This window comes from Candidatus Amarolinea dominans (genome assembly GCF_016704685.1).
Lineage (GTDB): Bacteria > Chloroflexota > Anaerolineae > SSC4 > Amarolineaceae > Amarolinea > Amarolinea dominans.
In genome coordinates, this window is sequence record NZ_JADIZS010000081.1 from 39,575 (window position 1) to 64,734 (window position 25,160).

Annotated in this window: 21 protein-coding genes; 12 read left to right on the forward strand and 9 right to left on the reverse strand. The window is 63.6% G+C overall.

What is annotated here, in order from left to right; translation table 11 throughout:
- The first annotated feature begins 2 nt into the window (after positions 1 to 2).
- The 8 genes from hyfB (at position 3) to IPF85_RS27605 (ending at position 7,790) form a co-directional block, all read left to right on the forward strand.
- A complete protein-coding gene (gene hyfB / locus IPF85_RS27570) occupies positions 3 to 2,045 on the forward strand; it encodes a hydrogenase 4 subunit B (protein WP_343411257.1) in 2,043 nt (680 codons plus the stop codon).
- Positions 2,045 to 2,986 carry an NADH-quinone oxidoreductase subunit H gene (locus IPF85_RS27575; protein WP_343411258.1) on the forward strand — a complete coding sequence of 314 codons (942 nt, stop codon included), beginning with the start codon at positions 2,045 to 2,047 and terminating at the stop codon, positions 2,984 to 2,986. The genes hyfB and IPF85_RS27575 overlap by 1 nt, the downstream gene beginning before the upstream one ends.
- Before the next feature lie 25 nt (positions 2,987 to 3,011).
- On the forward strand, positions 3,012 to 3,671 hold the full coding sequence (locus IPF85_RS27580; RefSeq protein WP_343411259.1) for a hypothetical protein: 660 nt from the start codon (positions 3,012 to 3,014) through the stop codon (positions 3,669 to 3,671).
- 63 nt (positions 3,672 to 3,734) lie between these two features.
- Positions 3,735 to 5,213 carry a proton-conducting transporter membrane subunit gene (locus IPF85_RS27585; protein WP_343411260.1) on the forward strand — a complete coding sequence of 493 codons (1,479 nt, stop codon included), beginning with the start codon at positions 3,735 to 3,737 and terminating at the stop codon, positions 5,211 to 5,213.
- Positions 5,214 to 5,225: 12 nt separating this feature from the next.
- A complete protein-coding gene (locus tag IPF85_RS27590) occupies positions 5,226 to 6,806 on the forward strand; it encodes an NADH-quinone oxidoreductase subunit C (RefSeq protein WP_343411261.1) in 1,581 nt (526 codons plus the stop codon).
- 231 nt (positions 6,807 to 7,037) lie between these two features.
- A complete protein-coding gene (locus tag IPF85_RS27595; RefSeq protein WP_343411262.1) occupies positions 7,038 to 7,175 on the forward strand; it encodes a hypothetical protein in 138 nt (45 codons plus the stop codon).
- Between the two features lie 223 nt (positions 7,176 to 7,398).
- Positions 7,399 to 7,611 carry a hypothetical protein gene (locus tag IPF85_RS27600; protein WP_343411263.1) on the forward strand — a complete coding sequence of 71 codons (213 nt, stop codon included), beginning with the start codon at positions 7,399 to 7,401 and terminating at the stop codon, positions 7,609 to 7,611.
- The gene (locus IPF85_RS27605) at positions 7,608 to 7,790 is read left to right on the forward strand and encodes a hypothetical protein (RefSeq protein WP_343411264.1); all 183 of its coding nucleotides are present in this window, start codon (positions 7,608 to 7,610) and stop codon (positions 7,788 to 7,790) included. The genes IPF85_RS27600 and IPF85_RS27605 overlap by 4 nt, the downstream gene beginning before the upstream one ends.
- A gap of 75 nt (positions 7,791 to 7,865) precedes the next feature.
- On the opposite strand, the gene IPF85_RS27610 is transcribed toward IPF85_RS27605, so the two are convergent.
- Both IPF85_RS27610 and IPF85_RS27615 read right to left on the reverse strand, forming a co-directional pair.
- Complete coding sequence (locus IPF85_RS27610) at positions 7,866 to 9,332, reverse strand: RecQ family ATP-dependent DNA helicase (protein WP_343411265.1); 1,467 nt, start codon at positions 9,330 to 9,332, stop codon at positions 7,866 to 7,868.
- Positions 9,333 to 9,392: 60 nt separating this feature from the next.
- Positions 9,393 to 10,436: an alpha/beta fold hydrolase gene (locus tag IPF85_RS27615; protein ID WP_343411266.1), complete on the reverse strand. Its 1,044-nt coding sequence runs from the start codon at positions 10,434 to 10,436 to the stop codon at positions 9,393 to 9,395.
- 305 nt (positions 10,437 to 10,741) lie between these two features.
- Here IPF85_RS27615 and IPF85_RS27620 point away from each other — a divergent pair, with 305 nt between their 5' ends.
- The gene (locus IPF85_RS27620) at positions 10,742 to 12,001 is read left to right on the forward strand and encodes a Glu/Leu/Phe/Val dehydrogenase (protein WP_343411267.1); all 1,260 of its coding nucleotides are present in this window, start codon (positions 10,742 to 10,744) and stop codon (positions 11,999 to 12,001) included.
- Between the two features lie 85 nt (positions 12,002 to 12,086).
- Here IPF85_RS27620 and IPF85_RS27625 read toward each other — a convergent pair whose 3' ends face one another.
- Complete coding sequence (locus IPF85_RS27625; RefSeq protein ID WP_343411268.1) at positions 12,087 to 16,703, reverse strand: alpha-amylase family glycosyl hydrolase; 4,617 nt, start codon at positions 16,701 to 16,703, stop codon at positions 12,087 to 12,089.
- Between the two features lie 118 nt (positions 16,704 to 16,821).
- The gene (locus tag IPF85_RS27630) at positions 16,822 to 18,147 is read right to left on the reverse strand and encodes an extracellular solute-binding protein (RefSeq protein WP_343411269.1); all 1,326 of its coding nucleotides are present in this window, start codon (positions 18,145 to 18,147) and stop codon (positions 16,822 to 16,824) included.
- 241 nt (positions 18,148 to 18,388) lie between these two features.
- Between IPF85_RS27630 and IPF85_RS27635 the strand changes: the two genes are divergently transcribed.
- On the forward strand, positions 18,389 to 18,886 hold the full coding sequence (locus IPF85_RS27635; RefSeq protein WP_343411270.1) for a phosphoribosyltransferase family protein: 498 nt from the start codon (positions 18,389 to 18,391) through the stop codon (positions 18,884 to 18,886).
- Between the two features lie 12 nt (positions 18,887 to 18,898).
- Positions 18,899 to 19,753 carry an aminotransferase class IV gene (locus IPF85_RS27640; protein ID WP_343411271.1) on the forward strand — a complete coding sequence of 285 codons (855 nt, stop codon included), beginning with the start codon at positions 18,899 to 18,901 and terminating at the stop codon, positions 19,751 to 19,753.
- A gap of 92 nt (positions 19,754 to 19,845) precedes the next feature.
- Here the strand turns inward: IPF85_RS27640 and IPF85_RS27645 are convergent, their stop codons facing one another.
- The 5 genes from IPF85_RS27645 to IPF85_RS27665 form a co-directional block, all read right to left on the reverse strand.
- Positions 19,846 to 20,787: a homocysteine S-methyltransferase family protein gene (locus tag IPF85_RS27645; RefSeq protein ID WP_343411272.1), complete on the reverse strand. Its 942-nt coding sequence runs from the start codon at positions 20,785 to 20,787 to the stop codon at positions 19,846 to 19,848.
- 101 nt (positions 20,788 to 20,888) lie between these two features.
- Entirely contained in the window at positions 20,889 to 22,370 is a 1,482-nt protein-coding gene (locus tag IPF85_RS27650; RefSeq protein ID WP_343411273.1) for an alpha/beta hydrolase-fold protein, read from the reverse strand.
- 42 nt (positions 22,371 to 22,412) lie between these two features.
- Positions 22,413 to 22,883 carry a cytidine/deoxycytidylate deaminase family protein gene (locus IPF85_RS27655; protein ID WP_343411288.1) on the reverse strand — a complete coding sequence of 157 codons (471 nt, stop codon included), beginning with the start codon at positions 22,881 to 22,883 and terminating at the stop codon, positions 22,413 to 22,415.
- On the reverse strand, positions 22,883 to 23,509 hold the full coding sequence (upp, locus tag IPF85_RS27660) for a uracil phosphoribosyltransferase (protein WP_343411274.1): 627 nt from the start codon (positions 23,507 to 23,509) through the stop codon (positions 22,883 to 22,885). The genes IPF85_RS27655 and upp overlap by 1 nt, the downstream gene beginning before the upstream one ends.
- 3 nt (positions 23,510 to 23,512) lie before the next feature.
- Positions 23,513 to 23,896 (reverse strand): TraR/DksA C4-type zinc finger protein, encoded by a 384-nt coding sequence (locus tag IPF85_RS27665; protein WP_343411275.1) that lies wholly within the window; start codon positions 23,894 to 23,896, stop codon positions 23,513 to 23,515.
- 207 nt (positions 23,897 to 24,103) lie between these two features.
- On the opposite strand from IPF85_RS27665, the gene ruvB reads away from it, so the two are divergent.
- A complete protein-coding gene (gene ruvB, locus IPF85_RS27670; RefSeq protein WP_343411276.1) occupies positions 24,104 to 25,159 on the forward strand; it encodes a Holliday junction branch migration DNA helicase RuvB in 1,056 nt (351 codons plus the stop codon).
- Position 25,160: the final 1 nt, after the last annotated feature.

The following is a 25,160-nucleotide window of genomic DNA, read 5'->3' on the forward strand; positions in this document are numbered from 1 at the left end:
CCATGATGCAAACCTTTTTCTTTCTCATGCTGGGTGGGTACGCGTTCGGCGCGCTGAGCGCCGCGGTCAGTGGTCGCAGCGCAAGTGGGCGCTGGCTCACCGCGTTGGGAGCCATGATCGGCGGGGGTGCGGGCATCGCCCTGGGCGGCCAAGTGCTGCTGAGCGGAACGTCGTTTACGCAGGTGTTTCCCAATCTGCTGCCGCTGGCCGGCGGGCTGGCGCTGCGCCTCGATCCCCTGGGCGCCGTCTTCCTGCTGGTGATCGGCCTGGGCGCCGTGCCGGCCGCGCTCTACGGCGTGGGCTACACGGCCATCTACGCGGATGGCCGCGCCTCCCTGCCCGGCCTGGGCGTCATGTTCAACCTGTTCCTGCTGACCATGAGCCTGGTCACCCTGGCCGACAACATCCTCACTTTCCTCTTCATGTGGGAAGGCATGTCGCTCACCTCCTACTTCCTGGTGCTGACCGAAGCCAATGCGCCCGCTGCCGACGGCAGCACCGCGCAGGCCGGGGTGTGGTACGCGGTCATGACCCATACCGGGCTGGCGCTGCTGCTGGCCGCGTTCGTCCTGCTGGGAGCGGGCGGCAGCGGCTCATTTGCCGAACTGCGCAGCGCCGCGGCCGCCCTGCCGGCCACCACGCGCAACGTGATCTTCCTGCTGGCCTTGCTCGGCTTTGGCTCCAAGGCTGGCGTCATTCCCCTGCACGTCTGGCTGCCGCGCGCCCACCCCGCTGCGCCCAGCCATGTGTCGGCGCTGATGTCGGGCGTCATGATCAAACTGGGCATCTACGGCCTGCTGCGCATGGCGCTCGATCTGTTGGGCGGCGGGCCGGCCTGGTGGGGCGCGCTCGTCCTGGCGCTCGGCGCAATCTCCGCGCTGCTCGGCGTGCTCTACGCGCTGATGGAGCACGACCTGAAACGCCTCCTGGCCTACCACTCGGTCGAAAACATCGGCATCATCCTGATCGGCGTCGGCGCCGGGCTGGTCTTTCACAGCTACGGCATGATGACCCTGGCCGTGCTGGGATTCATCGGCGGGCTGTACCACACGATCAATCACGCCAGCTTCAAAGGGCTGCTCTTCCTGGGCGCAGGCGCGGTGCTGCACGCCACCCACACGCGCAACATGGAAGAAATGGGCGGTCTCATCAAGCGCATGCCCTGGACCGCCCTCTTTTTCCTGATCGGCGCGGTCGCCATCTCCGCGCTGCCGCCCCTCAACGGCTTTGTCTCGGAGTGGCTGGTCTTCCAGGCGCTGCTGGGCGGTTTCAACCTCCCCGTGCCCGAAGTGGCGGCGCTGGTTCCTGTGACCGTCGGCATGTTGGCGCTGACGAGCGGCCTGGCCGCGGCCTGCTTCGTCAAGGCGTTCGGCATCAGCTTCCTGGCGATCCCGCGTTCGCAGGAAGCCGAACATGCGCATGAAGCCCCGGCCACCATGCTGGCCGGCATGGCGATCCTGGCCGTTGCCTGCATTGCCCTGGGCCTGGCGCCCTTTGCTGTAGTGCCCCTGCTGGGACGCGCCCTGACCGGCCTGGCCGGCCTGCCCGCGACCGAAACAACCTTCACCCTCGGCCTGACCGTACAGGCGCCTGGCGGCTTCGGCAGCGTCTCTCCCACCCTGCTGGCGTTAGGGCTGCTGGTCATCCTGGGGCTGACGCCGCTTCTGCTGCGCCTCCTGCGCGTCAACGGCCGGCTGCGCCTGGCCGACACCTGGGGCTGCGGCCGCATCGGCCAGACGCCGCGCATGGAATACACCGCCACCGCCTTTGCCGAACCGCTGCGCCGCGTCTTCGCGGAGCTGTATCGCCCCACCAGGGAACTGACCATTGACACCCATCCGGAGTCGAAGTATTTCGTGCAGGCCATCGCCTACCGGAGCGACATCACCCCGCTCTTCGAGCAGTGGCTGTACGACCCGCTGCTGCGCCTGATCCGCGGCCTCGCCCGCCAGGTGCGCAAGCTGCAAGCCGGGTCGCTGCATCTCTACCTGGCCTACATCGCCGTCGTGCTCATGGTCCTGCTGCTGGCCGTTAGGTGGTTCTGATGACCGCATATCTCTTGGAAGGATTTCAAGTGCTCCTGGCGCTGCTGCTGGCGCCTGGGTTGGTGGGCTTCGTGCGCTGGCTGAAAGCGCGGCTGCAAAACCGCCGCGGGGCAGCGCCCTGGCAGCCCTACTTCGAGCTGAGGAAACTCTTTGGCAAAGAAGTGGTCATGTCGCACAACGCCTCGTGGCTCTTTCGCTTTGCGCCGTACATCGTCTTTGGCAGCACCGTGGCTGTGACCTGCCTGATTCCGCTCATCGCGGCGCCGCTACCCTTCGACGCGCTGGGCGACCTGCTCGTGGTGGTCTACCTGCTGCTGCTGGGCACCTTCTTCCTGGCGCTGGCCGGTCTCGATCCGGGCACCGCGTTTGGCGGCATGGGCGCCAGCCGTGAAATGACCGTCGCGGCCATTGCCGAACCGACCATTGCCCTCTCGATCTTCGGCCTGGCCCTGGGCGCCGGTTCCACCAACCTGGGGCGCATCGTCACCGAGACCCTGGCCCATCCCGACGTCGCCATCAGCCCCGGCCATCTGCTGGCCTTCACCGCGCTCTTCATCGTCACCCTGGCCGAGACCGGACGGCTGCCGGTGGACAACCCCGCCACCCACCTGGAACTGACGATGATTCACGAGGCCATGATCCTGGAGTATTCGGGCCGCTACCTGGCGCTGATCGAGTGGGCATCGTGGCTCAAACTGACGGTCTTCTTTGCCCTGCTGGCTAATCTCTTTGTCCCCTGGGGCGTCGCCACCACGCTCACCCCGGCCGCGCTGGCGATTGCGCTCGTGACCCTGTTGGTCAAGCTCGCGATCCTGGGCGCGGTCGTGGCCGTCGTCGAAACACGGGTCGCCAAGCTGCGCCTGTTCCGCGTGCCAGAGCTGCTCAGCATGTCATTCGTGCTGGCGCTGCTGGCCGTCACCTCATCATTCCTGTTGAAATGAGCTGCCTGCCCATGAAAGACGAACTATGAACGCTGCCTTAGTGACTCAAGTGACAACCCTGGGTTCGAGCGTGGCCCTGCTCTTTGGCATCATGCTCCTGTGGCGGCGCAGCCTGCAAGCCTACGTCTCTGCCTTTCGCTGGCAGTCGGCTGTGCTGGCAGCCATCTTCGTCGCGATCGGCGTTTTCGACGGTGATCCCGAGTTGATCTTCGTGGCCGCGTTCTTCGTGGTCCTCAAAGTCATCGTCCTGCCGCTCTACCTGGGGCGTTTGCAGCAGCGGTTCGGCGCGGAAGGGGAGAATCAGCCTTACATCAACGTGGCAACGTCGCTGATCCTGGCCGGCATCCTGGTGCTGCTGGCCTATGCCATCACGCGGCCCCTCGTCGCGGTCAGCACACTGCCCACGCGCGGGGCCATGCCCCTGGCCATGGGCCTGATCTTCGTCGGCCTGTTCGTGGTCGTCACCCGCAAAAAGGCCCTCACCCAAATCGTCGGCTTCCTGGTGCTGGAGAATGGCATCGCGCTGCTGGCTGCGCTGGGCACCTATGGCATCCCCCTGATTGTCGAGCTGGGCGTGTTCCTGGATGTGCTGATGGGCTTCCTGGTGATGCAGGTCTTCGTCTATCACATTCACGGCACCTTCGACTCGATTGACGTGGACCAATTGAGCGAACTCAGACACTGAGTTGACAGACTTCTGAGGCCCTGAAGACTGCGGAAGTTTCCTTTGCACGACAAGAGATTGCACATGACCTTCTTTTTGCTCTTGCTTCCACCCTTGCTGGCCGCCCTGCTGGCCGCGGTTGTTCGCCCCTATCGCTCGTGGGTCGGATGGGTCAATGCCTGCCTGTCGTTATTGCCCCTGGCCGCGGCGCTCATCTTCGCCAGCCAGGCCATTGCCGGTCACGAGGCGCCGGTGTGGGGCATCGCTCTCGGCCCGCTCGCGCTGGCTGAAGTGCTGCGCGCGGATAGCCTGGCGGCCCTGATTATGGTGTGCGTCGCCGCCGTTGCCGCGCTGACGCTCTGGCTCAGTCCTGGCGTGGGCGGCGCCGCGCGCTTCGACGACGCTCAGTTGCGTCGTTATCAGATCTTCGTCAACCTGTTCATTGCCATGATGCTGCTGGCGGTCGCGGCCAACAACGTAGGGGTGATGTGGATTGCCATCGAGGCCACCACCATCTTCTCCGCGTTCCTCATCCCGCTCAGGTTGAGCAAGGCGTCGGTCGAAGCCTCGTGGAAATATATCCTGCTCAGCTCGGTGGGCATTGCGCTGGCCTTTGCCGGCACGGTGCTGGCCTATTTCGATTTCGTGGCCCTCTCCGGGCGCATCGAAAATGCCCTCAACTGGGATGTGCTGCTCACGATGGCGCCGGTCCTGCACCGTGAAGTGATGCAGATCGCCTTCGTCTTCCTGCTCGTAGGCTACGGCGCCAAGGCCGGCATTGCCCCCATGCACACCTGGAAGCCAGACGCCTACGGCGAAGCGCCCCCGCCCCTCACCGCCCTGATGTCCTCGGCGCTCTTCGCCGTCGCCATGCTGGCGATTGTGCGCTGGAAGGCTGTGGCCGACATCACCCTGGGCAGCGGCTTCACCGACAACCTGCTCATCGCGCTCGGCGTGCTCTCCCTGCTGATCGCAGCTTTCAGCGTCGTGCTGACCACCAATTACAAACGTATGCTGGCCTATTCGAGCATCGAACACACCGGCTTGATCTGCCTGGGCCTGGGATTGGGGCCGTTGGGCGCCTGGGCAGCCCTGCTGCACCTGGTCAACCACACCGCGGCAAAATCGCTCATGTTCCTGCTCGTGGACACCATCGAACAAAGATTCGTTTCGCCCCTGATCGCCAACACGCACGGCCTGCTCAAAGCGCTGCCCTGGACCGGCGCGCTCTTTGCCGCCGGCCTGCTGATTCTGATCGGACTGCCGCCCGGCGGCATCTTCATCAGTGAATACGCGCTGATACGCGCCGGCTTTGCCCAGGGTCAGCCCTGGCTGATGGGCGGCGTCCTGGCGCTGCTGGCCATCATCTTTGCCTCGTTCATCTCCCACCTCAACCGCATGCTCTACGGCGCGCCGCCCGCCGCGGTCAGCCTGGGAGAGCGCGCCAGTTGGCGCACCGCGCTGCTGGTGCTCAGCGTGATCTTCCTGGTCACGCTCGGCCTGACGCTGCCCGCGCCCCTGGCAACGCTGCTCAAGCAAAGCGTGCAAATTATTGCGCCCTGATCGGTGAATCCTATGACTGATTTTGCTCGTCTTCAATCTGTTCTGACCGCGGCGTTCGCTGAGCGGGTCATCGCCCTGCACATCCGGCGGGGCAATGAACTCCACTGTCAGATCGAGCGCGGCGCGGCCCCGTCCCTGGCCCAACTGCTGCGCGCCGATTTTCAGACCGAACTGGCGCTGATGGTTGCCAACGACCGCAGCGCCGACCTGGACAAGCTGGAAGTACATTACCTGTTTGTCAACGACCGTCACAACTGGTTCTTGCACGCCACCACGCGGCTGCCGCCAGACGATCCCACCATCCCCTCCCTGGCAACCTTCTACTATCCGGCCTCACGCTTCGAGCGCGAGATCAAAGACCTCTTCGGCATCGAGGCGGTCGGTCAACCGGACCGCCGGCCCCTGGTGCGGCACGGATTTTGGCCGGAGAGCTATCACCCCCTGCGCAAGGACGCGACGCCGCCGGCCGACTTTCACGATGATGGCGCCGGCTTTCCCTTCCTGCCGGTGGGCGGCGAAGGGGTCTACGAGATTCCGGTGGGGCCTGTGCATGCCGGCATCATCGAACCGGGCCATTTTCGCTTCAGCGTGGTGGGCGAAACGGTGATTGACCTGAAGATCCGCCTCTATTTCACGCACAAGGGTACGGAAAAACTCTTCGAGGGTCGCACGCCGGAACAGGGCGTGGAACTGGCCGAGCGCATCTCCGGCGACACGACCATCGGCCACTCGCTGGCCTATTGTCAGGCCGTGGAGGCGCTGGCTGGCTGTGAGGCGCCGCCGCGCGCCCGTTACCTGCGTGTGGTCCTGCTGGAAATGGAGCGGCTCTACAACCATGTGGCCGATTTTGGCGCCATCTGTAACGACACCGGCTTCGCCTTTGCCCATTCCCAGTGCTTCCGCATCCGCGAGCGGCTGCTGCGGCTGAACAAGCGGCTGACCGGCAATCGCCTGCTGCGCGGGGGCATCGTGCCCGGCGGCGTCGGTCACGACCTGCCCGCCGATCTGAATCTGGCGGCCGAACTGGCTGCTGTCCTGGCCGATTTCAACGAGGTGGTTGCCATCAGCCTGGACAATTCGATGGTGCGCGACCGGCTGGACGGCGCCGGGCGTCTGACCCAGGCCACCGCCGCGGACCACGGCGTCCTGGGCTATGTCGCACGCGCCTCCAACCTGGACATAGACGCGCGGCGCGATCATCCCTTCGCCGCCTACGGTGAACTCAGCTTCGCGGCGCCGGTCTATACTGCGGGGGATGTGCATGCGCGCACGATGGCGCGCGTGGAAGAGGTGCGAGCGGCCGTACGGCTCATCCAGCAGGCGCTGACCGCGCTCCCGCCCGGGCCGCTGACCGCGCCGCTCGGCGCGCTGCCCGCGTGGGAGCCGGCCTTCGGCCTGGTGGAGGGTTGGCGCGGCGCCATCCTGCATTGGGTCATGGCCGACGCCGGCGGCAAGCTCTACCGCGTCAAAGTCAGGGACCCCTCCTTCGTCAACTGGCCCGCGCTCTCCTTCGCCCTGCTCAACAACATCGTGCCCGACTTCCCCCTCTGCAACAAATCGTTCAACCAGTCCTATTCAGGCAACGACCTGTAAGCGCGGGCGAAGCACCTCACGCGGCGCCGCTCCATTCGTGTCCTTCCGCAGTACGGATGACTTTAGCCACGAATGACACGAATTTACACGAATGGCAGAGCCTTTCAGTGCTGTTTCTTGACCGATGCCCTCGCTAGTGCACAGACTTCAGGGGCCGCGCAGGTCCCACGCGGCGGCATCCCCCTGCCCGACTCCGGCGAGATCCTGCCCAGCTCAGAGAGGAGCGCAGCGATGAGCCGGTTGATCTGCGTTGACGCAAGCTTCGTGCTCAAACTGCTGCTCGATGAAGCGGACAGCGACTCGAAGGTCGGCCGCTGGCCGGTCACTGCATGGCGCGGGCGGCCCAGGCGGCGGCGTTGGCCAGGGTGACGCGGCGGCAACGGCTCAGCAACATCAATGTTTGTCAAAACGTGACATAGTGCGTAGAATAGACTTCATGTACGAGATTGACTTCACCCAGGCTGCCTTGGATAAGTGGTGATGATTGTGCGAATTGAACGCATCGGTGACAAACCGAATAGAGGTCCATTCGCATCAGATGCTTGCCCAGGCTGGTGTCTTTGCAGACTCCTTCTGAGCGCAGAATCAAGTAATGAGCAACGTCTATTCTTCCGAAACCTTCGATGAACGGGATGACTACCCCCAGATCACGCAGGCTGACCTGGATCGGGCCACATTCCGCGTCGGCCTCAAGCCTGCGCCGCGCAAACGCAACACCCTGGAAGAAGCGCTGCGCCGCATCATCCGCGAGGAACCAGGCCGTGAGGATGCGGCGGTGGGCACAAGGAGTGAATCACCGCCATGACCAACAAGACAACCATTCCCAGCCTGCAAGACATTCACCGCAAACGCCAGCAGTCCGATTTCACCGGCCGGGCGCAGCAGGTGGCCGACTTCCGCGCCAACCTGCGCTACGAAGTGACCGACGCGGAAAATTACCAGCGCAAATCCGAATATCCTGTCAATCCTGTGCATCCTGTCTGAATTCCGGGCCGCGTCATCCGCGAGGAACTGCACCGTGAGGAGGCGGTTGGCGCTTGAAGGTCGGCCGCGAGCCGGTCACTGCATGGCGCGGGCGGCCCAGGCGACTGCATTGGCCGGGGTGACGCGATTGCAGGCGTCGCAGCAGACGCGGGTGGGCGTGATGCGCCGCGGTTCTTCGAAGACCCAGGCCAGCACGCGCCGCGCCGCGGAGACCGGCGCGGCCGGCAGCGCAGCGTCCGGCCGGAAGTAGGCCAGCAGCCCCTGGCGAAAGCAGCGCTGGCGCTGACTGACCAGCGCACGCAAATCCTCGATGGCTTCCAGCTTGATCTGCAGCGCCTCGCCGGCCGCCTGTTCGTCCAACCCAGCCTGTTCCACGGTTTTCTCCGCCATGAAGCGCAGCAGACCGATCTCCCGCGGCCGCGTGAAGAGCACGGCCACGGCCGGTTTGCCGTCGCGGCCGGCGCGGCCAAATTCCTGCACGTAATCCTCAACCGAGGCCGGATGCTGCCAATGGATGACCAGGCGCACATCGGGCAGATCCAACCCCAGGCCAAAGGCGTTGGTGCAGATGACGGCCGGCGCCGCGGGCTGTTCACGGCCCATGAAGCGCGCCAGCAGGTGCGCACGTTCCTCCCCGCTGCCCATGCGCGCATGGTAGAACGGCAGATCGAGGCCCACCGCCTGCAAACCAGCCTGTACGAGTTGCCCCACCTTGATCGTCGGCACAAAAATCATCGCCCGGCCGCCCGGCATCTGGCGCAGCAGGCTGGCGGCCAGGCGCAGGCGGTCCCCATCGGCCTCCAGCGGCAGGCGCAGCAGGCTGATGTTGGGCCGGTCCACGCCCGTCACCACGACGCGGGCCTGGGGCACACCCAGCGAGGCGAGGATGCGCCGCTGGGCTTTGACCCCGGCCGTGGCGGTGAAGGCCAGCACGGGCGGCGCGCCCAGGCGCCGGCGCACGTCGTTCAGGCGGCTGTACGCGGGCCGAAAATCGCGACCCCAGCGGTCAATGCAGTGCGCCTCGTCCACCACCAGGAAGGCGGGGCGACCAGCCAGCGCCTGGGACGCCTCACGGTCGCCCACCACGCTGGCATCGAAGCGCTCCGGGGTGGCGAAGAAGAACTTGATCTGCTGATCGTGCAGGGCCTGGTAGCGCTGGCGCTTCTCGGCCGACGTCAGGTCGCTGTTGATGAAGGTCGCCGCGATCTGGCGCCGCGCCAGGTCCGCGGCCTGTTCGCTCATGAGGGCGCGCAGGGGCGAGATGACGTAGGCCATGCCGGGCGTGAGCAACGTGGGGACCTGGAAACAGAGGGTTTTGCCAGAACCGGTGGGGCTGACCATCAGCACCGACTCGCGGCGCAGCGCGGCCAGGATGACTTCGAGCTGACCTTCGCGCAAGGAGCGCACCCCCAGGCGGCGCATGGCCCAGCCCAGGTAACGCGTCACAGCCGGCGCCTCGCCGCTGGCGTCCAACCAACGGGCCAGGCGCACCGCCAGGCGTTCCAGCGCAGGCAGCCGCGGCGCGGCAGACGGCGCGTTCATCGGCACGCTGCGGGCAACGGCCAGGCGCGCCGCGTCAACCGGCTGGCGTCACGGTCCGCGCTACTCGCGCGGTGTACGCAGCAGATCCGCCGGCAAGGGTTGGTAGTTTTTGACATACTGATCGAAGAAGGCGAGCGAGCGCTGCATCGCCACACGGAAATTGGCGGAGATGTTGTGATTGTCGCCCTGGTACTGATAGAAGGCGGTTGGCACCCCGGCCTTTTGCAGCGCAGCGTAGAGGCTGGCGGAAAATTCCAGCGGCACCGATTCGTCCTCGGTGCCGTGGTGCAACTGAATGGGGCCGGAAGAGTCGGCCACGTAGCTGATGGGCGAAATCGAATCCCAGAAGGCGGCGTTCTCCTGCGGCGTGCCAAAGCGTTCGATCAGGTCCTGGCGCCAACGCCGCGCGCGCTGAGGCACCGTGACCGGCACCGGCCGCCGCCAGTTGTTCATCAGGTCATCGTACGACGCCACCACGCCGGCCCAGATGACGCCGGCGCGAATGTCGCCCGTCGTCACCATGGCGCGCAGGGTGATGTGTCCACCCATCGAATGGCCCCACATGCCGATGCGCTCGGCATCAACGCCAGGGTAACGTTTGAGCGAGCTGACCGCGTTGAGCACATCCACCGTGTAGTCGGGCGAGCCGTAGCCGCCGGTGGCGGCGCCTTCGGAGCTGCCATGCCCGCGGTAGTCAGGTCGAAAAACGATGTAGCCGGCGCGGGCGAAGTAGTCTACGTAGGCCACATAGCGTTCGGTGGTGCGATACTCTTCCGGGGGAATGTAGCCGTGGTTGAAGACGATCACCGGCCAGCCGTCGGCCGGCCGTGTGCCGCGCGGAACGGTCAGCAGCGCGTAGATTTTCAGCCCTTCCGAGCGATACGCGGCGATGTAGCGGTTGTAGTTGCTGCCAGGCGCCAGGGTCTGCTCGATGAGGATGTCGCTGCCGGGATACCGACGCGCGCGCATCACTTCGATCATCAGCGGGCTGCGAGCCGCCAGCGGAGGCGGCAGCTCTGTTGCAACCGTCTCTTGCGCACTGGCCCTGACGGCTGCGGGGTCGGCAGCCTGGGCCAATGACGGCAGCACCAGGAGCAGAAGCACGGCGAGGGCCGTTGTTGTTTGATGTAAGAGGGTCGCTATTGTTTTATGTAAACTAAATTGTCTGATCATTTTTTTCCCCATCGTTCCCACTATCGCATTTTGCATCTACAAATCTGTGAACTACCTTCCGTTTGACGACTATTCACCTCTGGATTAGAATCACCGTTGCCCAATCGCTGTCAACGCGGATAGCCGGCCGATGCGTGATCGCATCGAAGTATTTCATTGAAATGTCTCAATGGAAATGTCTCAATGGAAATGTCTCAATGGATCTCGACATATCTCAAAGAAGAGGAGTGACACTCATGAATGGACATCCCCGGCGCAGTGCCTACGAGGTGGCTCTCGCCCAGTTCGACGAAGCAACAAGCAAAATGCCTCATCTCTCGCCCAATACGATCAAGTTCATGCGGGTATCCAAACGTGAACTGATCGTCAATTTCCCGGTTGAAATGGACGACGGTCGTATCGAAATGTACACCGGCTACCGGGTACACCACAGTACCGTGCGCGGCCCCACCAAGGGCGGCATTCGCTATCACCCCGATCTTACCCTGGACGAGACACGCGCCCTGGCCATGTGGATGACCTGGAAGTGCGCGCTGATGAACCTACCCTTTGGCGGCGCCAAGGGCGGCGTCATCGTGGATCCACGCAAGCTGTCACAGCGGGAACTGCGCCGGTTGACCCGCCGCTATGCCACTGAAATCTCGATCATGATGGGGCCTGAGGGCGACATTCCGGCGCCCGATGTCGGCACCAACCCCCAGGTGATGGCCTGGATCATGGATACCTACTCGATGCACCGCGGCTACTCGGTGCCGGCGGTGGTCACCGGCAAGCCAATCCAGATTGGCGGCTCGCAAGGCCGCTTCGATGCCACCGGCATGGGCGTCATGTTCATGGCGCGCGAGGCGCTCAAGCACCTGCGCATCTCAGCCGAAGGCGCGACGGCGGTCGTGCAGGGGTTTGGCAACGTGGGCGCGATTGCGGCCCGCTACATGCAGATGCTGGGCGCCAAGGTCATTGCGGTCAGCGATGTCAACGGCGGCATTCACAATCCCAAAGGACTGGACATTCCTTCGTTGCAGCAGCATGTGCGTGAAACCGGCAGCGTGCTGGACTTTGGCGGCGCAGACACGGTGAGCAATACGGAGCTGCTCGAACTGCCCTGCACGGTGCTGATTCCGGCGGCGCTGGAAGGTCAAATCACCGAAGACAATGCAGACAAGATCCGCTGCAAGGTGTTGGCCGAAGGCGCCAACGGCCCCACGACGCCCGGCGCCGACAAGATTCTCATGGGAAACGGCACTTTCATTGTGCCCGACATTCTGTGCAATGCCGGCGGCGTGACTGTTTCCTATTTCGAGTGGGTGCAGAGTCTGCAGGCGTTCTTCTGGAGCGAGGCCGATGTCAAGCGTCAATTGGAGCGGCTGATGGTGGATTCGTTCAATTCGGTGCTCAACGAATCGCGCGAGAAGAGTCTGCCCACCCGCATGGCCGCTTATACCCTGGCCATCAACCGCGTCGCGGATGCCTTGGAGCTGCGCGGGGTGTATCCGTAGGCCTCACCTCACCCCCGGCCCCTCTCCTCTCCGCACAGCGGAGAGGAGAGGGGAGGTAGGGGGGTGAGGTGAGGTGAGGCGTCATTTACTCAAGGCGGGCGCGGCGGCGGGCGCCGGTCACGGCGATCAGCAGGAGGACGGCCAGCAGGGCGGACGCGGCCCACAGCCACGGGGTGATGCCCGTCGCGGTCAGGCCGCTCAGGCGCACGGCCGTCGGCTGTTCGGCGATGGTCCACACGTAAGGCGCCATCATGCCCACGTTGTCGTTCTCCGAGCCGCGCAGGTTGCCGGGGTTGACCGTGACGACGAAGGTGCCAGGGCCGAACGGCTGCACCGGCGTGAACGTGAAGGTGGTGGTGGCGTCATCGTAGGCCGTGGCGCCCGGAATCAACTGACCGCCGGTTGTCATGACGGTGATGGTGTCCGCGGCCACGGTGGCCGGGCTGACCGGCCGGTTCATGCGCGCCCACACCGACGTGAAGAAGTCGGGGCTGTTGGGCCGTGCGCTCGTGTGTCCGGTCTCCACCACCAGTAGGTCGCGCCAATTCTCCAGGTCAACCAGGTTGACCGTCTGCACGCCGCCCTGGCTGAAGACCACGTCCATTTGGCGATTGGCAACGCCAACCAGGGTGCCCCAACGTTCCACAGTGTCCCAAGAGCCACGCGTGAACTTGTACTGCAGGTGCATCCCTTCCAAACCGGGCCGTGTGATGGTCCAGTGCGTGTCATCCACGCGCGTCAGAGGCAGATAACCAGGGTTCCATTGCGTGCCAAAGACGCTGGACGTATCGCCGGCGATGTAGATCGTATCGGTCGGCGGGGTGAAGGCCGGAAGGGTCAGGTTCCAGGTGATCTGCACCGTGCGCTGTTCCGCGGTGATGTCCACGCTATTCGAAAAGCCCGACTCGTTGAAGCTGGTGTCAATGGCCGTCACCGTGTAGCGATAAGTATGACCAGTCGCGACATCGGTGTCGGTGTATTCGGTGGTGGGCGCCAGCACATAGGCAATCAACACCGCGCTGGTCGGCGCATCCGCGGTCAGCATTTCGCGGTAGACGCCATAGGCAGCAGTGTCAGGATCAGGCGAGGCATCCCAGGCAATGATGATCTCGGCCGCGGAGCGCGAGACCTCGTGCAGGTTCAACGGCGCCGCGGGCGGGGTCGTGTCGCCGGAGCTGATGACATGCAGCAGGCCGGCCTGGTTTGGATCGTAACCGTTACCGGTGCCGTCGCGATCAGCGTACAGCCAGTCACGGCCGTTGGTCGTGGTGTAGCGCACCGCGTAGGCGTAGTCGCCGATGGGGTGCGGCAGCATGTCGCCCATGAACTCATCGTTGCTACCCGCATCCACGTTGAAGGTCATCGGGAACCAATTCCAACCCGTGGCGGGGTCCGATCCCACCGGCCCGTAGCCGACTTCGGCCATCAGGCTTGGGGTGGGGCCGGGCTGCCCGGTAGCGCCATCAATCCACGCCTGACCGTAAACGGTGTCGGTGCGATCGCTGAAGCTGATGACGTGCGTCATCTCCGGCGGCCATTGCAGGTTGGCCCAGCCAATGGTGTAGTGCGGAATGGCCATGGCCGGCGCCGAGGCCTGGCTCTTGAGGCCCGCCGGCGTTACCGCCTTGACGTTGTAGTAGTATTGCAGGCCGTTGTGTACGGTGTTATCGGTGTAGGTGGTGCCCAGCACCAGCGCCGCGCTGATCTGCTCATAGCCGCCGTCCACCACGCTGCGATAGACATGATAGCCGGCTACAACGGCATCGGCGGGCGCGTCCCAGTTCAGGATCACGCTGCCGGAGCCTTCGCTGGCGGTCAGGCCGGTGGGTGCGGAGGGTCGCGTCATGTCCAGGCCAGGCCGGCTGACCCAGACGCGTGCGCCCATGCCGCTCACGTTGAAGGTCATCGTGCGAGCTGCGCCGACGGTCAGGCTGGTACCCGGCTCCAGGCCGTCGTCCAGCACGGCGCCTTCGGGCACGTAACCGTCCACATCGAGGGTGACATCATGGGCCACGGTGTCGCGGTTGATGGCAATCACAGCCACGCCGGTGTTGTCGCGGCGGCCATAGACCAACACCTTGTTGGCGTCGTCGGTCTCGAGCGTGTTCCAGGAACCGGTGCGCAAGAAGCTGTGGCTGTTACGCAGGCTGGTCAGCGTGCGATAGTGCTGCAGCAGGTCGGTGTCCGCCTGACGCCAGGCGGGCAGTGTGCCATAGCCGGCCTCATCGGACCACGGGTAGGGTTGGCGGTTGTACGGGTCATCGCGCGGGATGTCGCTGCCGTAGCCGGCCAGGCCGACTTCATCGCCGTAGTAGATCGTCGGCGCGCCCGGTACCGTCATCTGCACCACGGCCAACAGGGCCAGGCGCTCGCGGCCGTCCTGGAAGCCGTTGACCGGCTGACCGCCCGCGATGCCGTCATGGTCGAGCACGCGCACCGGCCGGTTGGTGTCATGACTGCCCAACAGGTTCATGGCCGACTCGAAGGCGGGCGCGGGGTAGTCTTCCTGGATGGTGCGCATCATGTTGTCGAACTGCGTGGGCGACAGCGGGTTGATCGTGTTGTCGCCGTTGTTGTCGTTATCGCTCCAGACCGTGTCGCGCATGAAGCCGAGCATGGCCTTGCGGAAGCGATAATTCATGGTGGAGTCGAACTCATCACCCAGCAGGCGGAACTTGGCGTCATCTTCGCCCCAGGTTTCGGAGAAGAGCATCGCGTCGGGGTAGCTGGTCTTGACGACCGTGCGGAAGGTCTCGAAGAACGTCGGGTTGACGCCGACGATGTCGGGCACCACGTCAATGCGCCAACCGTCCGCGCCGCGGGCGAGCCAGTAGGTGGCGACGCCGTTGGGGCCAAACCAGTAGTTCAACACATCGGGGTGTGCGGTGTTGATCTGCGGCAGGGTCTGCACGCCAAACCAACCGGTGTAGTTGGTGTCACCCGCGCAGACGCCGCTGCCAGGCGGGTTGGCGGGCTGGAAGAAGAACCAGGTGCGATAGGGGCTGTTGAGATCTTCGCAGGCGCCCACTTCAGGGTGGCGGCCAAAACGATCGAAGAAGGGGCTGTCCGAAGAGACATGGTTGGGCACGCCGTCGAGCACGATATACATGTCACGGTTGTGCGCCTGCGTCGTCAACTGCTCGAAGAGGGCCAGGGTGGCCGTGTCATCGCCCAGCACGCCCATCGTCGGATCAATACGCAGGTAGCTGCGGCCGTCGTACTTGTGGTTGGATGGTGAATCGAAGATAGGATTGAGATAGACGGTCGTCACGCCCAGGTTTTGCAGATAGCCCAGCTTGCTGATCAGGCCCTGCAGGTCGCCGCCATAGGAGGTGCTGCTGTAGGTGCCGTACCAGTCGGGGTTGGCCGTTGGGTCATTAGGCTCAGGGTCCGGCACGATGGTGTTCCAGGGCGTGATCGGGAAACGATGACCGCGCTCCTGCGGATAGAACCAATCCACGGCCGTTGGGTCGTTGCTGGCGTCGCCATTGCGGAAGCGATCGGGAAAAACCTGGTAGATGATCGCATTCCTGGCCCAGGCCGGTGTGTCGAAGCCTGGCTCGTAGACGTAGATGTTCCACGAGACGTCCGGCGAACTGTTGTAGGGCTGGCCCCAACCGCCATCGCGCGCGGCGTCATCCTCATAATAGACCACCGCCGTCCCATCTTCGATGATGAAGCGGTAGTAGAGGATGCTCAAATTCGCACCGACGTTGAGGGTCGTTTCCCAGTATTCGTAGCCGAAAAGGTTGGCATCCGGGTCCGTGGCTACTTTAGCCATGTTGTAGACGGTCTGGCCCTGCTGCGCGCTGTCCCACACACGCGCCTTGACGCGCTGCACGTCGTTGGCGTAGGTGCGGAAGCGCAGCGTCACATTGCTGTTCTTCGTCACCGCGCCAAAGGGGTCGCGGTAGAGGCCGCTGCGGCTGTCGTGACCCAGGCCGTCCCACCAGATGTTGTCATCGCCCACCTGGGGAGCGGGCGGGTTGTTGATGCTGTCCCGAATCTGGTGCGTGGTGTCGTTGTAGCCAAAGGTGACGACCGTGCGCGTGCCTTCAGCTCCCGGCACCACCAGGCCAATGTTCGGGCCGCCGGGCACACCGCCTGCGCCGTAGTTCTCATCCCACGACTCATTGAGCGCCACCTTGTATTCGTAGCTGCCGGCCGGTATGTCGAACGACGTCTCGAACCAACCGTCGCTGTCGCGGTCTTTCAGCCAGCCGACGAGGTTGTCTGGCGCCCAGTCCTGGCCGCCGAGCACGCCCATCAGGCTGCCGACGATCACAGGGATGCGGTAGTTGGGACGGCTGGCCACCATGTTGCCATCGCGGCGGTCATAGTAGAAATGAACGGTCTCCCCGCCCACGGTGGTGAAGGGGACGTTCGGACCGCCGGGTACGCCGTTCAGGCCGTAGTTCTCATCCCAGGTGCCGCCTACCGTGGCCTTGAACTCATAGGAGCCGGCCGGGATGGCGTTGGTGGTGAACTTCCAGACCTGGTCGCTATTGCCATCGCTGGCCTGCGTGTTGGTGTTACTGGGATCCCAGTCGTTGCCGAGGCCGGCCGCGCTGACGTAGCCGCCGGGAAATGTCACCAGCAGGTTGGGCGTGGCCGCCGGCGCCACCGAGGCAGAGCCGACGGGCGCCAGGCCCAGGAGCATGGTGAGGACTACAAGCAGAGAGACGAAACGAAATGCTTTCATGACGAATCCTCCATCGTAAGAACGAGCTGCCGATCAGGAGACCGGCAGTACCTCAGGGTTTCGATGGCATCTCCTGACAGGTGAAGATGCCCCCACTCAACGGGGGGATTGATGCAGATTACTTCATCTGCCTGATCTTGTTCTCGATCGCCGCTTGCGCCGCCTTCATGGCAGCGGCCGGCGTCTGAGAACCGTTCCAGATCGCGGTCGTAACATCACCCACCGCGTCCCACTGGGCCTCCGCGAACGGCGTGTTGGCATTCGGTACGCCGAGTGCCAGCGCGGCCGCGAAGCCCTGAATCGTGGTCGCGGTTGCCAACTCAACCGAGCTGAGGGCTGCGGAAGCCGCGGGCACGGTCTTGTTGATCAGCGCGAGGCCCTTCTGGACGTCTGCACTGGTGAAGTACCTCATGACGTCCAGCGCGGCTGCGGCATGCTCACGCTCAACCGCATTCGGCGTGAGCATCAGGGTCCTGATGCCCACGAACGGGCGACCGAACGCCTTCAGACCGTAGTCCAGCCCGGCAGCTTCCACGTCAGCAATGGCCCACCGGTCAGTCCACCACGCGGCCGCCTGGCCTTCCAACAGCATGTACCTGCAAATGTCGTGGCTGGTTTCTTTCGGCGCGTACGCGCTGAAGGCCTTGATCCACTCTGCGGCAGCCAAACCTTCAGGGGTGTTCAGATAAACCTTGCCCTGGTCATCCACATAGCTGGGAACACCGTGGCCAAAGTAGATAGGCGCCACATGGTACGCATCGGAATTGCCCAGGCCCTGGTTGCAGATGAGGAACTTGCCGGGGTTCTTCTCAGCAAAAGTCTTGGCCGCGGCCAACAGGCCCGCGAAGTCCTGCGGATCGGTCGGGAAGTCCGATTCGTTCACCAACGCCTTGTTGTAGACCAGTGTGATGCCTTCCTCGGTTTCGGGCAGGCCCCAGATCTCGCCGTTCCAAATCATGCCGTTGACGGGGGCCGCTTCGTAAGTGGACTTGAGGAAAGCTTCGTCAACCCCGAGGTCGTTCAGTGGGACAATGTTGCCAACGAGCGCGTTATTGCCGATCTGGTCATTGGTCCAGGCCACGATGTCGGGGCCTTCGCGGACCGGCACGGCAATGGCCAGGGCGTCGCTCAGATTGTCAACCTTGGAGAGTTCGATCGTGATGCCAGGGTGCGCCGCTTCGTAGGTCCTGAACGCAGTCTCGATGGGCTTCAGATAGTCGCCGGCCCAACCGTGCCAAATGATGATCTGGATAGCTTCCGCGGACTTGGTCGGCGCAGGAGTCTTCGTTGCTTCAGGGGTCTTCGTTGCTTCGGGGGTCTTCGTTGCTTCAGGAGGCTTGGTGGCTTCAGGGATCGTGGTCGGAGCTGGCGTCGGAGTCGCGCCGCCACCGCAGGCACTGAGGATGAGGCTCAGTACGATGAACAGAGCCGCAACGGCAGACACAGACCTCTTCATAATTCTTCTCCCTCCAACAGTCAACTTATTATATCACAAACCGACAGACATTTCCAGGGCGTCAGGCTGCCCAAAGGGCGCCTGCGCGGGCAGTCCACGCGCACGGGCTTGGTTGTTTTGGGGTTGCTCTCAAAGTTGGGTACAATAGGCCTTATCTACAACTCGACTTATTCCCGATAAGGTCTGATGGCGCAGTCTGCATGTTATGGAGCAAGCAAAGGAGTGTGCCGTGGAGCGTGAATACCTGGCCTGGCAAGACGTGGATGCCCTCATTGATCACCTGATCCCGCAGTTCAAGCGGGGTTACGATGCGCTGCTGATGATTACACGCGGCGGTATTATTCCCGGCGGCCTCATCGCCGAGGCGCTCAGCCTGCAGGTTGTGCTGACCGCGGCGGTGGACTTCTTGCCGTCGTCCGAACAAAAACTGGCCTGGCCGACTTTCTGGCAGTTCCCGGCCGATTCCCAACTGCGCCACAAGACTATCCTGGTGGTAGACGACATCTGGGACAGTGGGCGTACCATCATGACCGTCAAGGGCCGCACCGAAGCGGTGGGGGGCGTCGTCGAAACGGCTGTCCTGCACTACAAGCCGGGGCAGTCGTTCTTTGCACGTGAGGGGCCAAACTACTACGCGGCCATCACGCACAAATGGATCGTATATCCCTGGGAAATTGACCGCGGGCGCGACCTGATGATGCGACCGCTCGTCCCCGTATTGTCTTGAACGAGAGTGGGCATGTCTTTTCCACAAGCTGAAATTGTTTGTCACAACGGCCGCCTGGTGACGGCGGCGCAGGCGCAGGTGCCGGTGTTTCATCCAGCCCTCTACGGCGCCTACGGCATCTATGAATCTATCCAGGTCGCGTCCGGCGTGATCTTTCACCTGGAGGAGCACCTGGCGCGGCTGGCCGGCTCGGCCGCGATCCTCGAAATGACGCTGCCGCATGACCGCGCACAGATCGCGAGCTGGATTCCCGCGCTGCTGGCGGCCAGTCAACTCCAGAGCTGCCTGCTGCGGCTTTTTGTGCTCGGCGCCAATGGCGGCGCCGAAGGTGATTCATTCATCTGGGCGCAGAGTTTGCCGATCTATCCGGCGCAGTTCTACAGCGAAGGCGCGGGCGCGGTGACCTTCGAAGGCGAACGCGCCTTGCCCCAGGCCAAATCGCTCAACACGCTGGTCAATTTCCTGGCCCGCCGCCAAGCGCAGCGCCAGGGGGAGCATGAAGGGCTGCTGCAGAGTCGCGGTACGATCAAAGAAGGTTCCAGTTCCAACCTGTTCGTTGTGCGCGACGGGCGCCTGCTGACGCCGCCGCCGGAGGAGGTGCTGGCCGGCGTCACAGCCGACATCGTGCTGGCCCTGGCCGCACGCGAAGGCATCGAAGTCGTCGCCGCGCCGCTGGCAGAGAGCGAGATTTGCGCCTGGGATGAGGCCTTTCTCACCAGCACCAGCCGCCACATCATGCCGCTGGTGCGCATCAACGGTCAGCCGATCGGCGACGGCCGCCCCGGCCCCATCACCCAACATCTGAGCCGCTGCTTCGAAGGGAACTTCCAGGCTGCCATCGCGGCGCAAACACCTGCAGACGGTTGACTTGGCGCCTGAAATAAAGTGCGGCGGGATTCCCACAATCCCGCCGCACTCACACAGGAGGTACACACGCTAACCAAGCGTAGCCGCCGAAATCAAGCCAAAACAAATTCCCGATTGCGTACCGGACGATAATTGCTCACCTCGGCGTGGTCATAGATCACGTCGGCCAGGATGGCGATGTGCGCGGGGGTGGTGCCACAACAACCACCGACGATTTGTGCGCCAATCGCCAGCCAACTGCGCACATGGCGCCCGTAAGCCTCGGCTGAAATATCCTCAGTAAAATCCCATCCCCAATCCGATTGTGCATGACCGACGTTGGCATAGGCGCCAATCGGCCGATCCGTCACCGCCCGCAACTCTTGCAGGGCAGACAATACCGCCGGTGTTGACATGCAGTTGACCAGCAGCCCCAGCGGGTCGAGCGGCGCCAGCACGGCGACAGCCTCGCCCAGGGTCTCACCGCTGAGCAGACGCTGGTTGTTGCCACACACAAAGCTCACCATGAAGGGCAGACCGGTGCGCTGCGCCGCCGACGCGGCGGCCACGGCCTCGCGGATCGTGTTCATCGTTTCCACCAGGATCAGGTCCACCCCGGCCGCCGCGAGGTAGCGCGCCATCTCATCGTGCTCAACCTCGCACTCGGCCTGGGTTGGCACCAGGTGCGGCGCGTAGCAATCTTCCAGCGGGCTCATCGAGCCGGCAATCAGGACACTGCTGCGTAAACCGGCATCCCGTCGCGCCTGAATCGCCAACGTGGCCGCACGGTAGGTCAAGGTTTGCGCCCGATCGCCCAACCCGGCGCGCGCCAGGGTGCGCCGATAGGTGCGAAAGCTATTGGCCGTCAGGATGTCCGCGCCGGCCGCCAGGTAATCGAGGTGAATCTGGCGCACCGCTTCCGGCTGGTTGATCAACGCCGCGGCCGACCACAACGGCAGCGGCGTCGGAATCTGACGCCGCTGTAGTTCAGTGCCGGTTGCGCCGTCGAGCAATATCGTATCGCCCTGGCCAAGCCGCTCTTGGAGCGAAAGCATCGCAGACTCCTCATGATTCGCAGCAGTTGCGCCCAGTGTATCACCGCGCAACGGCCACTAACATGATGAATGTCAGTTTGTGATGATGTTTACAAGAGCGGTCACGGTGCGCTGAGCACGGCGTAGTGCTTGGGCAGGGTGCGCGCCAGGTGCTGATCTGCCTGTGCCCAGGTGTGCCGGCCATTGGCAACGGCGCCGCCATCGTTGACCAGCCCCATGCGCGCCAGCAGGTTGATGAAGTATTGACCGCGATAGAAGTTGGAATCGTGCGGCTCCCGCGACTCTGGCCCGTATTCGATGAACCAGTGCAGGTGTTCGAAGGCGTCAGCCGGCGTGTTGAGGAGAAGATTGGCGGGGTTATTGGCCACAGCGAACTGAATGTTTCGTGGAGAGCCAAACACAGGATCAAAGAGTCCATTCTGGAACGAACGATCATCCAGGCTGATGCCCAGGCGCACGCTCGTCGTGTCGTTGGTGACCAGCGGGTTGGACAGCGGCGCGGTCAGGGTCACCCCCAGGGTGGAGGTCACCACGTTGGAAATCACGCCGGCGTAGAAGAAAAGGCCATCATAGGCGCCCACAGTCGCAAACCAATCAGGATGCTGCGTCGCAATTTTGACCGCCATGAAGCCGCCCAACGAAAATCCATCCACCCCGCGATGGGCGGCGCCTGGCAGCACCGGATAGTTGGCATTGATAAACGGGATCAGGTCCTGCAAGAAATAATCCTCGAAGCGGCCCGAACCAACCCCGCGGGCGCCATGCGTCTTTTCCGGGTCAATCATGTTGACCAACATGCCGCTGTACACATTGTCGTTACTGGAAATGCCTGGAAAGACCAGCACCATCGGGCCAATGGCGCCGGCAGCCACCAATTCTTCGTAAACGTCAATCACATTGCGGTTGCCGCGCGACATATCCTCGGCCGGGTTCACCCATTCGCGCTCATGTCCGCGGAACAGATAGAGCACAGGATAGCGCTCAGCGGGATGCGCAGCGGCGTCCGGGGGCACGTAGATGAAGAACGTCTTGCGGATGCCCAAGGCCCGGCTGAGAAGCTGCACACGTTGGGCACGTGGATCATACGGATTAACCAGGGATGGATCCGGGGTTGGCGTGGTGATGCCGGCTTCCTGGCGCAGGTCTGACCAGCCGGCCAGTTGCAGATCAATCGCGCGCGCGGTCTCAACCAACAGCACATGATTGGGAACCGGCTGCCCCGTTTCGTCAGCCTCGCGCTTGGCCCAACTGCCGCGCGTGAATGTGTATTCCAACGTTTGCCCCTTTTCTACTGTCAGGGTTAGCGTCGCCCGGCCCTGCTGGCGCACCAGGCGCAGTGCCGGATCGGCGGCCTGCCATTGGTTCCAATTGCCGCTGAGAAAGATCTCCTCGTCGGGCGGCGTGCCCGCGGGCAGCGTAACGGCCCAGGTCAAAGTGACGGCGCTGGCGGCCGGGGTCGTTGCCGGCCCGGGGCGCGAATCGCAGGCATTGAGCAGGGCGAGCATGCACAGGAGACACAACCAGGTGGGCCTGGCGAGCAGGGAGTGGGGGACGGAAGGCCAGCATCGTTTACGTTGCATCATGGGTGATAGACATCGTCCGGTTGCGCCCGGCGCCGCGCGCAGCTAAGCCGCGCCGGCTGACGCAGGAGCCATCAGGGAATCATAGCGAATCAAGGCCACGCCTGCCTGCGACAGGAAGGCGCGGGCGTTTTCGTCCGGATAATCGCCCGCATAGACCACGCGCAGCAAGCCAGCATTGATGATCATCTTCGCGCAGGTCAGGCACGGCTGGTGCGTCACATAAACCGTGCCACCTTGCACAGAGACCCCATGCAGGGCGGCCTGCAAAATGGCGTTTTGCTCGGCATGCAGCGTGCGCACACAGTGGCCGTCCACCATCAGGTGGCCGATGTCGTCACAGTGCGGCAAGCCGGCGGGTGAGCCGTTGTAGCCCGTGGTCAGAATCCGGCGCTCCTTGACGATGACCGCGCCCACCTGCGCGCGATCACATGTGCTGCGCGTGGCAACCTGCGCGGTGATACTCATGAAGTATTGATCCCACGGTGGACGACCTGACTTGGCCGTGGCGCCCATCATCCGGTGCCAAACTGCCGATCGCCGGCATCGCCCAGGCCCGGTACGATGTAGCCAATCTCGTTCAGGTGCGAATCGAGCACAGCGATATGAATTGGGACATCGGGGTGGGCCTCGTGCAAGGCTGCGACACCCTCCGGCGCGGCGATGATGCCCACGAACTTGATGCGGCGTGCGCCCCAGCGTTTTAGAATGTCAATGCAGGCCACGGCCGAGCCGCCCGTCGCCAGCATGGGGTCCAACACCAGGCAAACCTGCACCGTCGGCGCCACCGGCAGCTTGTTGTAATACTGCACGGGCCGCAGGGTCTTCTCGTCACGATAGACGCCAAGATGCCAAACCTCAGCACCCGGCATCATTTCCCAGATGCCTTCCACCATACCCAGGCCGGCGCGCAGAATCGGCACCAGGCCGATCTTCTCAGCCAGGATCGTGCCGTCCGCCTGTCCCATCGGTGTTGTCACCGTCACTGGCGAAAGTCCCAGGTCGCTCGTCGCCTCATAGGCCAACAAGATGGCAATCTCGCGGATCAGCTCGCGGAACTTCTTCGGCTCGGTCTGGATGTCGCGCAGCAGAGCCACCTTGTGTCGAATGAGCGGATGGTTCGAGACAAATAGACCTTCCACGGCCTAACGCTCCCAATCAATCTGAGTGGGCGCCAGGCCGCGCCTGACCAGGCGTTCCACGTCTTGCTGACACTTCAAGCAGAGCGTGGCGTCCGGCTTGACTTCCAGCCGCGCCGGGTCAATGGGCTGACCGCAGCGTTCGCAGACGCCATACAGACCTTTGCTAATAGCCCGCAGCGCGCTGTTGATTTGTTCCAGACGACGCTCCAGGGTATTGAGCAAGGCCAGGTTCTTCTCGCGCTCGAAAAGATCTGGATCGCCCTCCTCCGCATCAATATCAACTTCGCTCTTCAACCATTCACCCAGGTGCTGAATCTTGGCTTCGAGGTCCGTGCGTCCGGCTTCCAGCTTTATCCGCTCGCGGTCTACCAATTCTTCACGATTCATCTGATCCACACTCCATCCCACATACAGCCATTGCGCCACACTAAGAGCGCGCCTGTTATACCACGAAATGAAATTCACGTCAATACACCCTGCGCCTCACCAACTTGGGGTTCCCTATTGCTTTTGGTATAATCCAGCCGAACAAGAGTTCGGGCGACGGCACATCGTGCTGCGCCGACCGCCAGCAAGAGAGATGAGACGACAGGCATGACTGACCGCACCATTGCAGCATCCAAACGCCCGGAAGAGATCGCCCTCGATGCCGCCCTACGCCCACGCACCCTGACCGAAATGATTGGCCAGGACAGGCTGCGGGACAACCTGCGCATTCTGATCGAAGCCGCCAAGCGCCGTAAAGAGACCCTGGACCATGTCCTGCTCTACGGCCCGCCCGGCTTGGGCAAGACCACGCTGGCCGCGGTCATCGCCAACGAGATGGGCGCCAATCTGAAAGTCACCGCCGGCCCGGTCATCGAGCGCGCCGGCGACCTGGCCGCCATCCTGACCAACCTGAGCGGGGGCGATGTGCTCTTCATTGATGAAGTGCATCGCCTCGGTCGCGCCGTCGAAGAAATTCTCTACCCCGCCATGGAAGACTACGCGCTCGACATCGTCATCGGCAAAGGCCCCAGCGCCCGTTCCATCCGCCTCAAGCTGCCGCGCTTCAGCGTGATTGGCGCCACAACCCGCCTGGCGCTGATGACCGCGCCGCTGCGGGCACGTTTTGGCGCCGTCTACCGTTTCGATTTCTACACACAAGACGCCCTCGAAAGCATTGTGACGCGGGCCGCCGCGCTCCTCAAAGTCCCAACGTCGGCGGATGGCGCCAGTGAGATCGCCCGTCGCGCCCGCGGCACGCCGCGCATCGCGCTGCGCCTCCTGCGCCGCGTGCGTGACTACGCGCAAGTGCGCGCCGATGGCGTCATTGATGCCGCGGTCACGGATGCCGCCTTGCGCCTGCTCGACATTGACGAACTCGGATTGGACGACCTCGATCGCCAGGTTCTGCGCGCCATCATCGAAAAGTTCGGCGGTGGACCGGTGGGCCTGGAAACAATCGGCGCCTCCATTTCCGAGGAGGCCGACACCATCATGGATGTCGTGGAGCCATACCTGCTGCAGCTCGGTTTCCTGGACCGCACCCCGCGCGGGCGCACGGTCACCGCGCGCGCCTATCAGCACCTGGGACTGACGCCGCCCGCCGCAGCCAGCGCGGCCCAGGCGCCCCTCTTCAGCCCTGACCTGCCGGCCGAGGCCGAGTAGG

Bases quoted from the DNA above. Each gene is read 5' to 3' on its own strand.
- IPF85_RS27655 (WP_343411288.1), bottom strand. From the start codon at position 22,883: ATGGGCGCCACGGCCAAGTCAGGTCGTCCACCGTGGGATCAATACTTC.
- IPF85_RS27610 (WP_343411265.1), bottom strand. From the start codon at position 9,332: ATGAACGCGCCGTCTGCCGCGCCGCGGCTGCCTGCGCTGGAACGCCTG.
- hyfB (WP_343411257.1), top strand. From the start codon at position 3: ATGATGCAAACCTTTTTCTTTCTCATGCTGGGTGGGTACGCGTTCGGC.
- IPF85_RS27585 (WP_343411260.1), top strand. From the start codon at position 3,735: ATGACCTTCTTTTTGCTCTTGCTTCCACCCTTGCTGGCCGCCCTGCTG.
- ruvB (WP_343411276.1), top strand. From the start codon at position 24,104: ATGACTGACCGCACCATTGCAGCATCCAAACGCCCGGAAGAGATCGCC.
- IPF85_RS27640 (WP_343411271.1), top strand. From the start codon at position 18,899: ATGTCTTTTCCACAAGCTGAAATTGTTTGTCACAACGGCCGCCTGGTG.
- IPF85_RS27605 (WP_343411264.1), top strand. From the start codon at position 7,608: ATGACCAACAAGACAACCATTCCCAGCCTGCAAGACATTCACCGCAAA.
- IPF85_RS27650 (WP_343411273.1), bottom strand. From the start codon at position 22,370: ATGATGCAACGTAAACGATGCTGGCCTTCCGTCCCCCACTCCCTGCTC.
- IPF85_RS27580 (WP_343411259.1), top strand. From the start codon at position 3,012: ATGAACGCTGCCTTAGTGACTCAAGTGACAACCCTGGGTTCGAGCGTG.
- IPF85_RS27600 (WP_343411263.1), top strand. From the start codon at position 7,399: ATGAGCAACGTCTATTCTTCCGAAACCTTCGATGAACGGGATGACTAC.
- IPF85_RS27645 (WP_343411272.1), bottom strand. From the start codon at position 20,787: ATGCTTTCGCTCCAAGAGCGGCTTGGCCAGGGCGATACGATATTGCTC.
- IPF85_RS27620 (WP_343411267.1), top strand. From the start codon at position 10,742: ATGAATGGACATCCCCGGCGCAGTGCCTACGAGGTGGCTCTCGCCCAG.
- IPF85_RS27575 (WP_343411258.1), top strand. From the start codon at position 2,045: ATGACCGCATATCTCTTGGAAGGATTTCAAGTGCTCCTGGCGCTGCTG.
- IPF85_RS27625 (WP_343411268.1), bottom strand. From the start codon at position 16,703: ATGAAAGCATTTCGTTTCGTCTCTCTGCTTGTAGTCCTCACCATGCTC.
- IPF85_RS27665 (WP_343411275.1), bottom strand. From the start codon at position 23,896: ATGAATCGTGAAGAATTGGTAGACCGCGAGCGGATAAAGCTGGAAGCC.
- IPF85_RS27590 (WP_343411261.1), top strand. From the start codon at position 5,226: ATGACTGATTTTGCTCGTCTTCAATCTGTTCTGACCGCGGCGTTCGCT.
- IPF85_RS27595 (WP_343411262.1), top strand. From the start codon at position 7,038: ATGAGCCGGTTGATCTGCGTTGACGCAAGCTTCGTGCTCAAACTGCTG.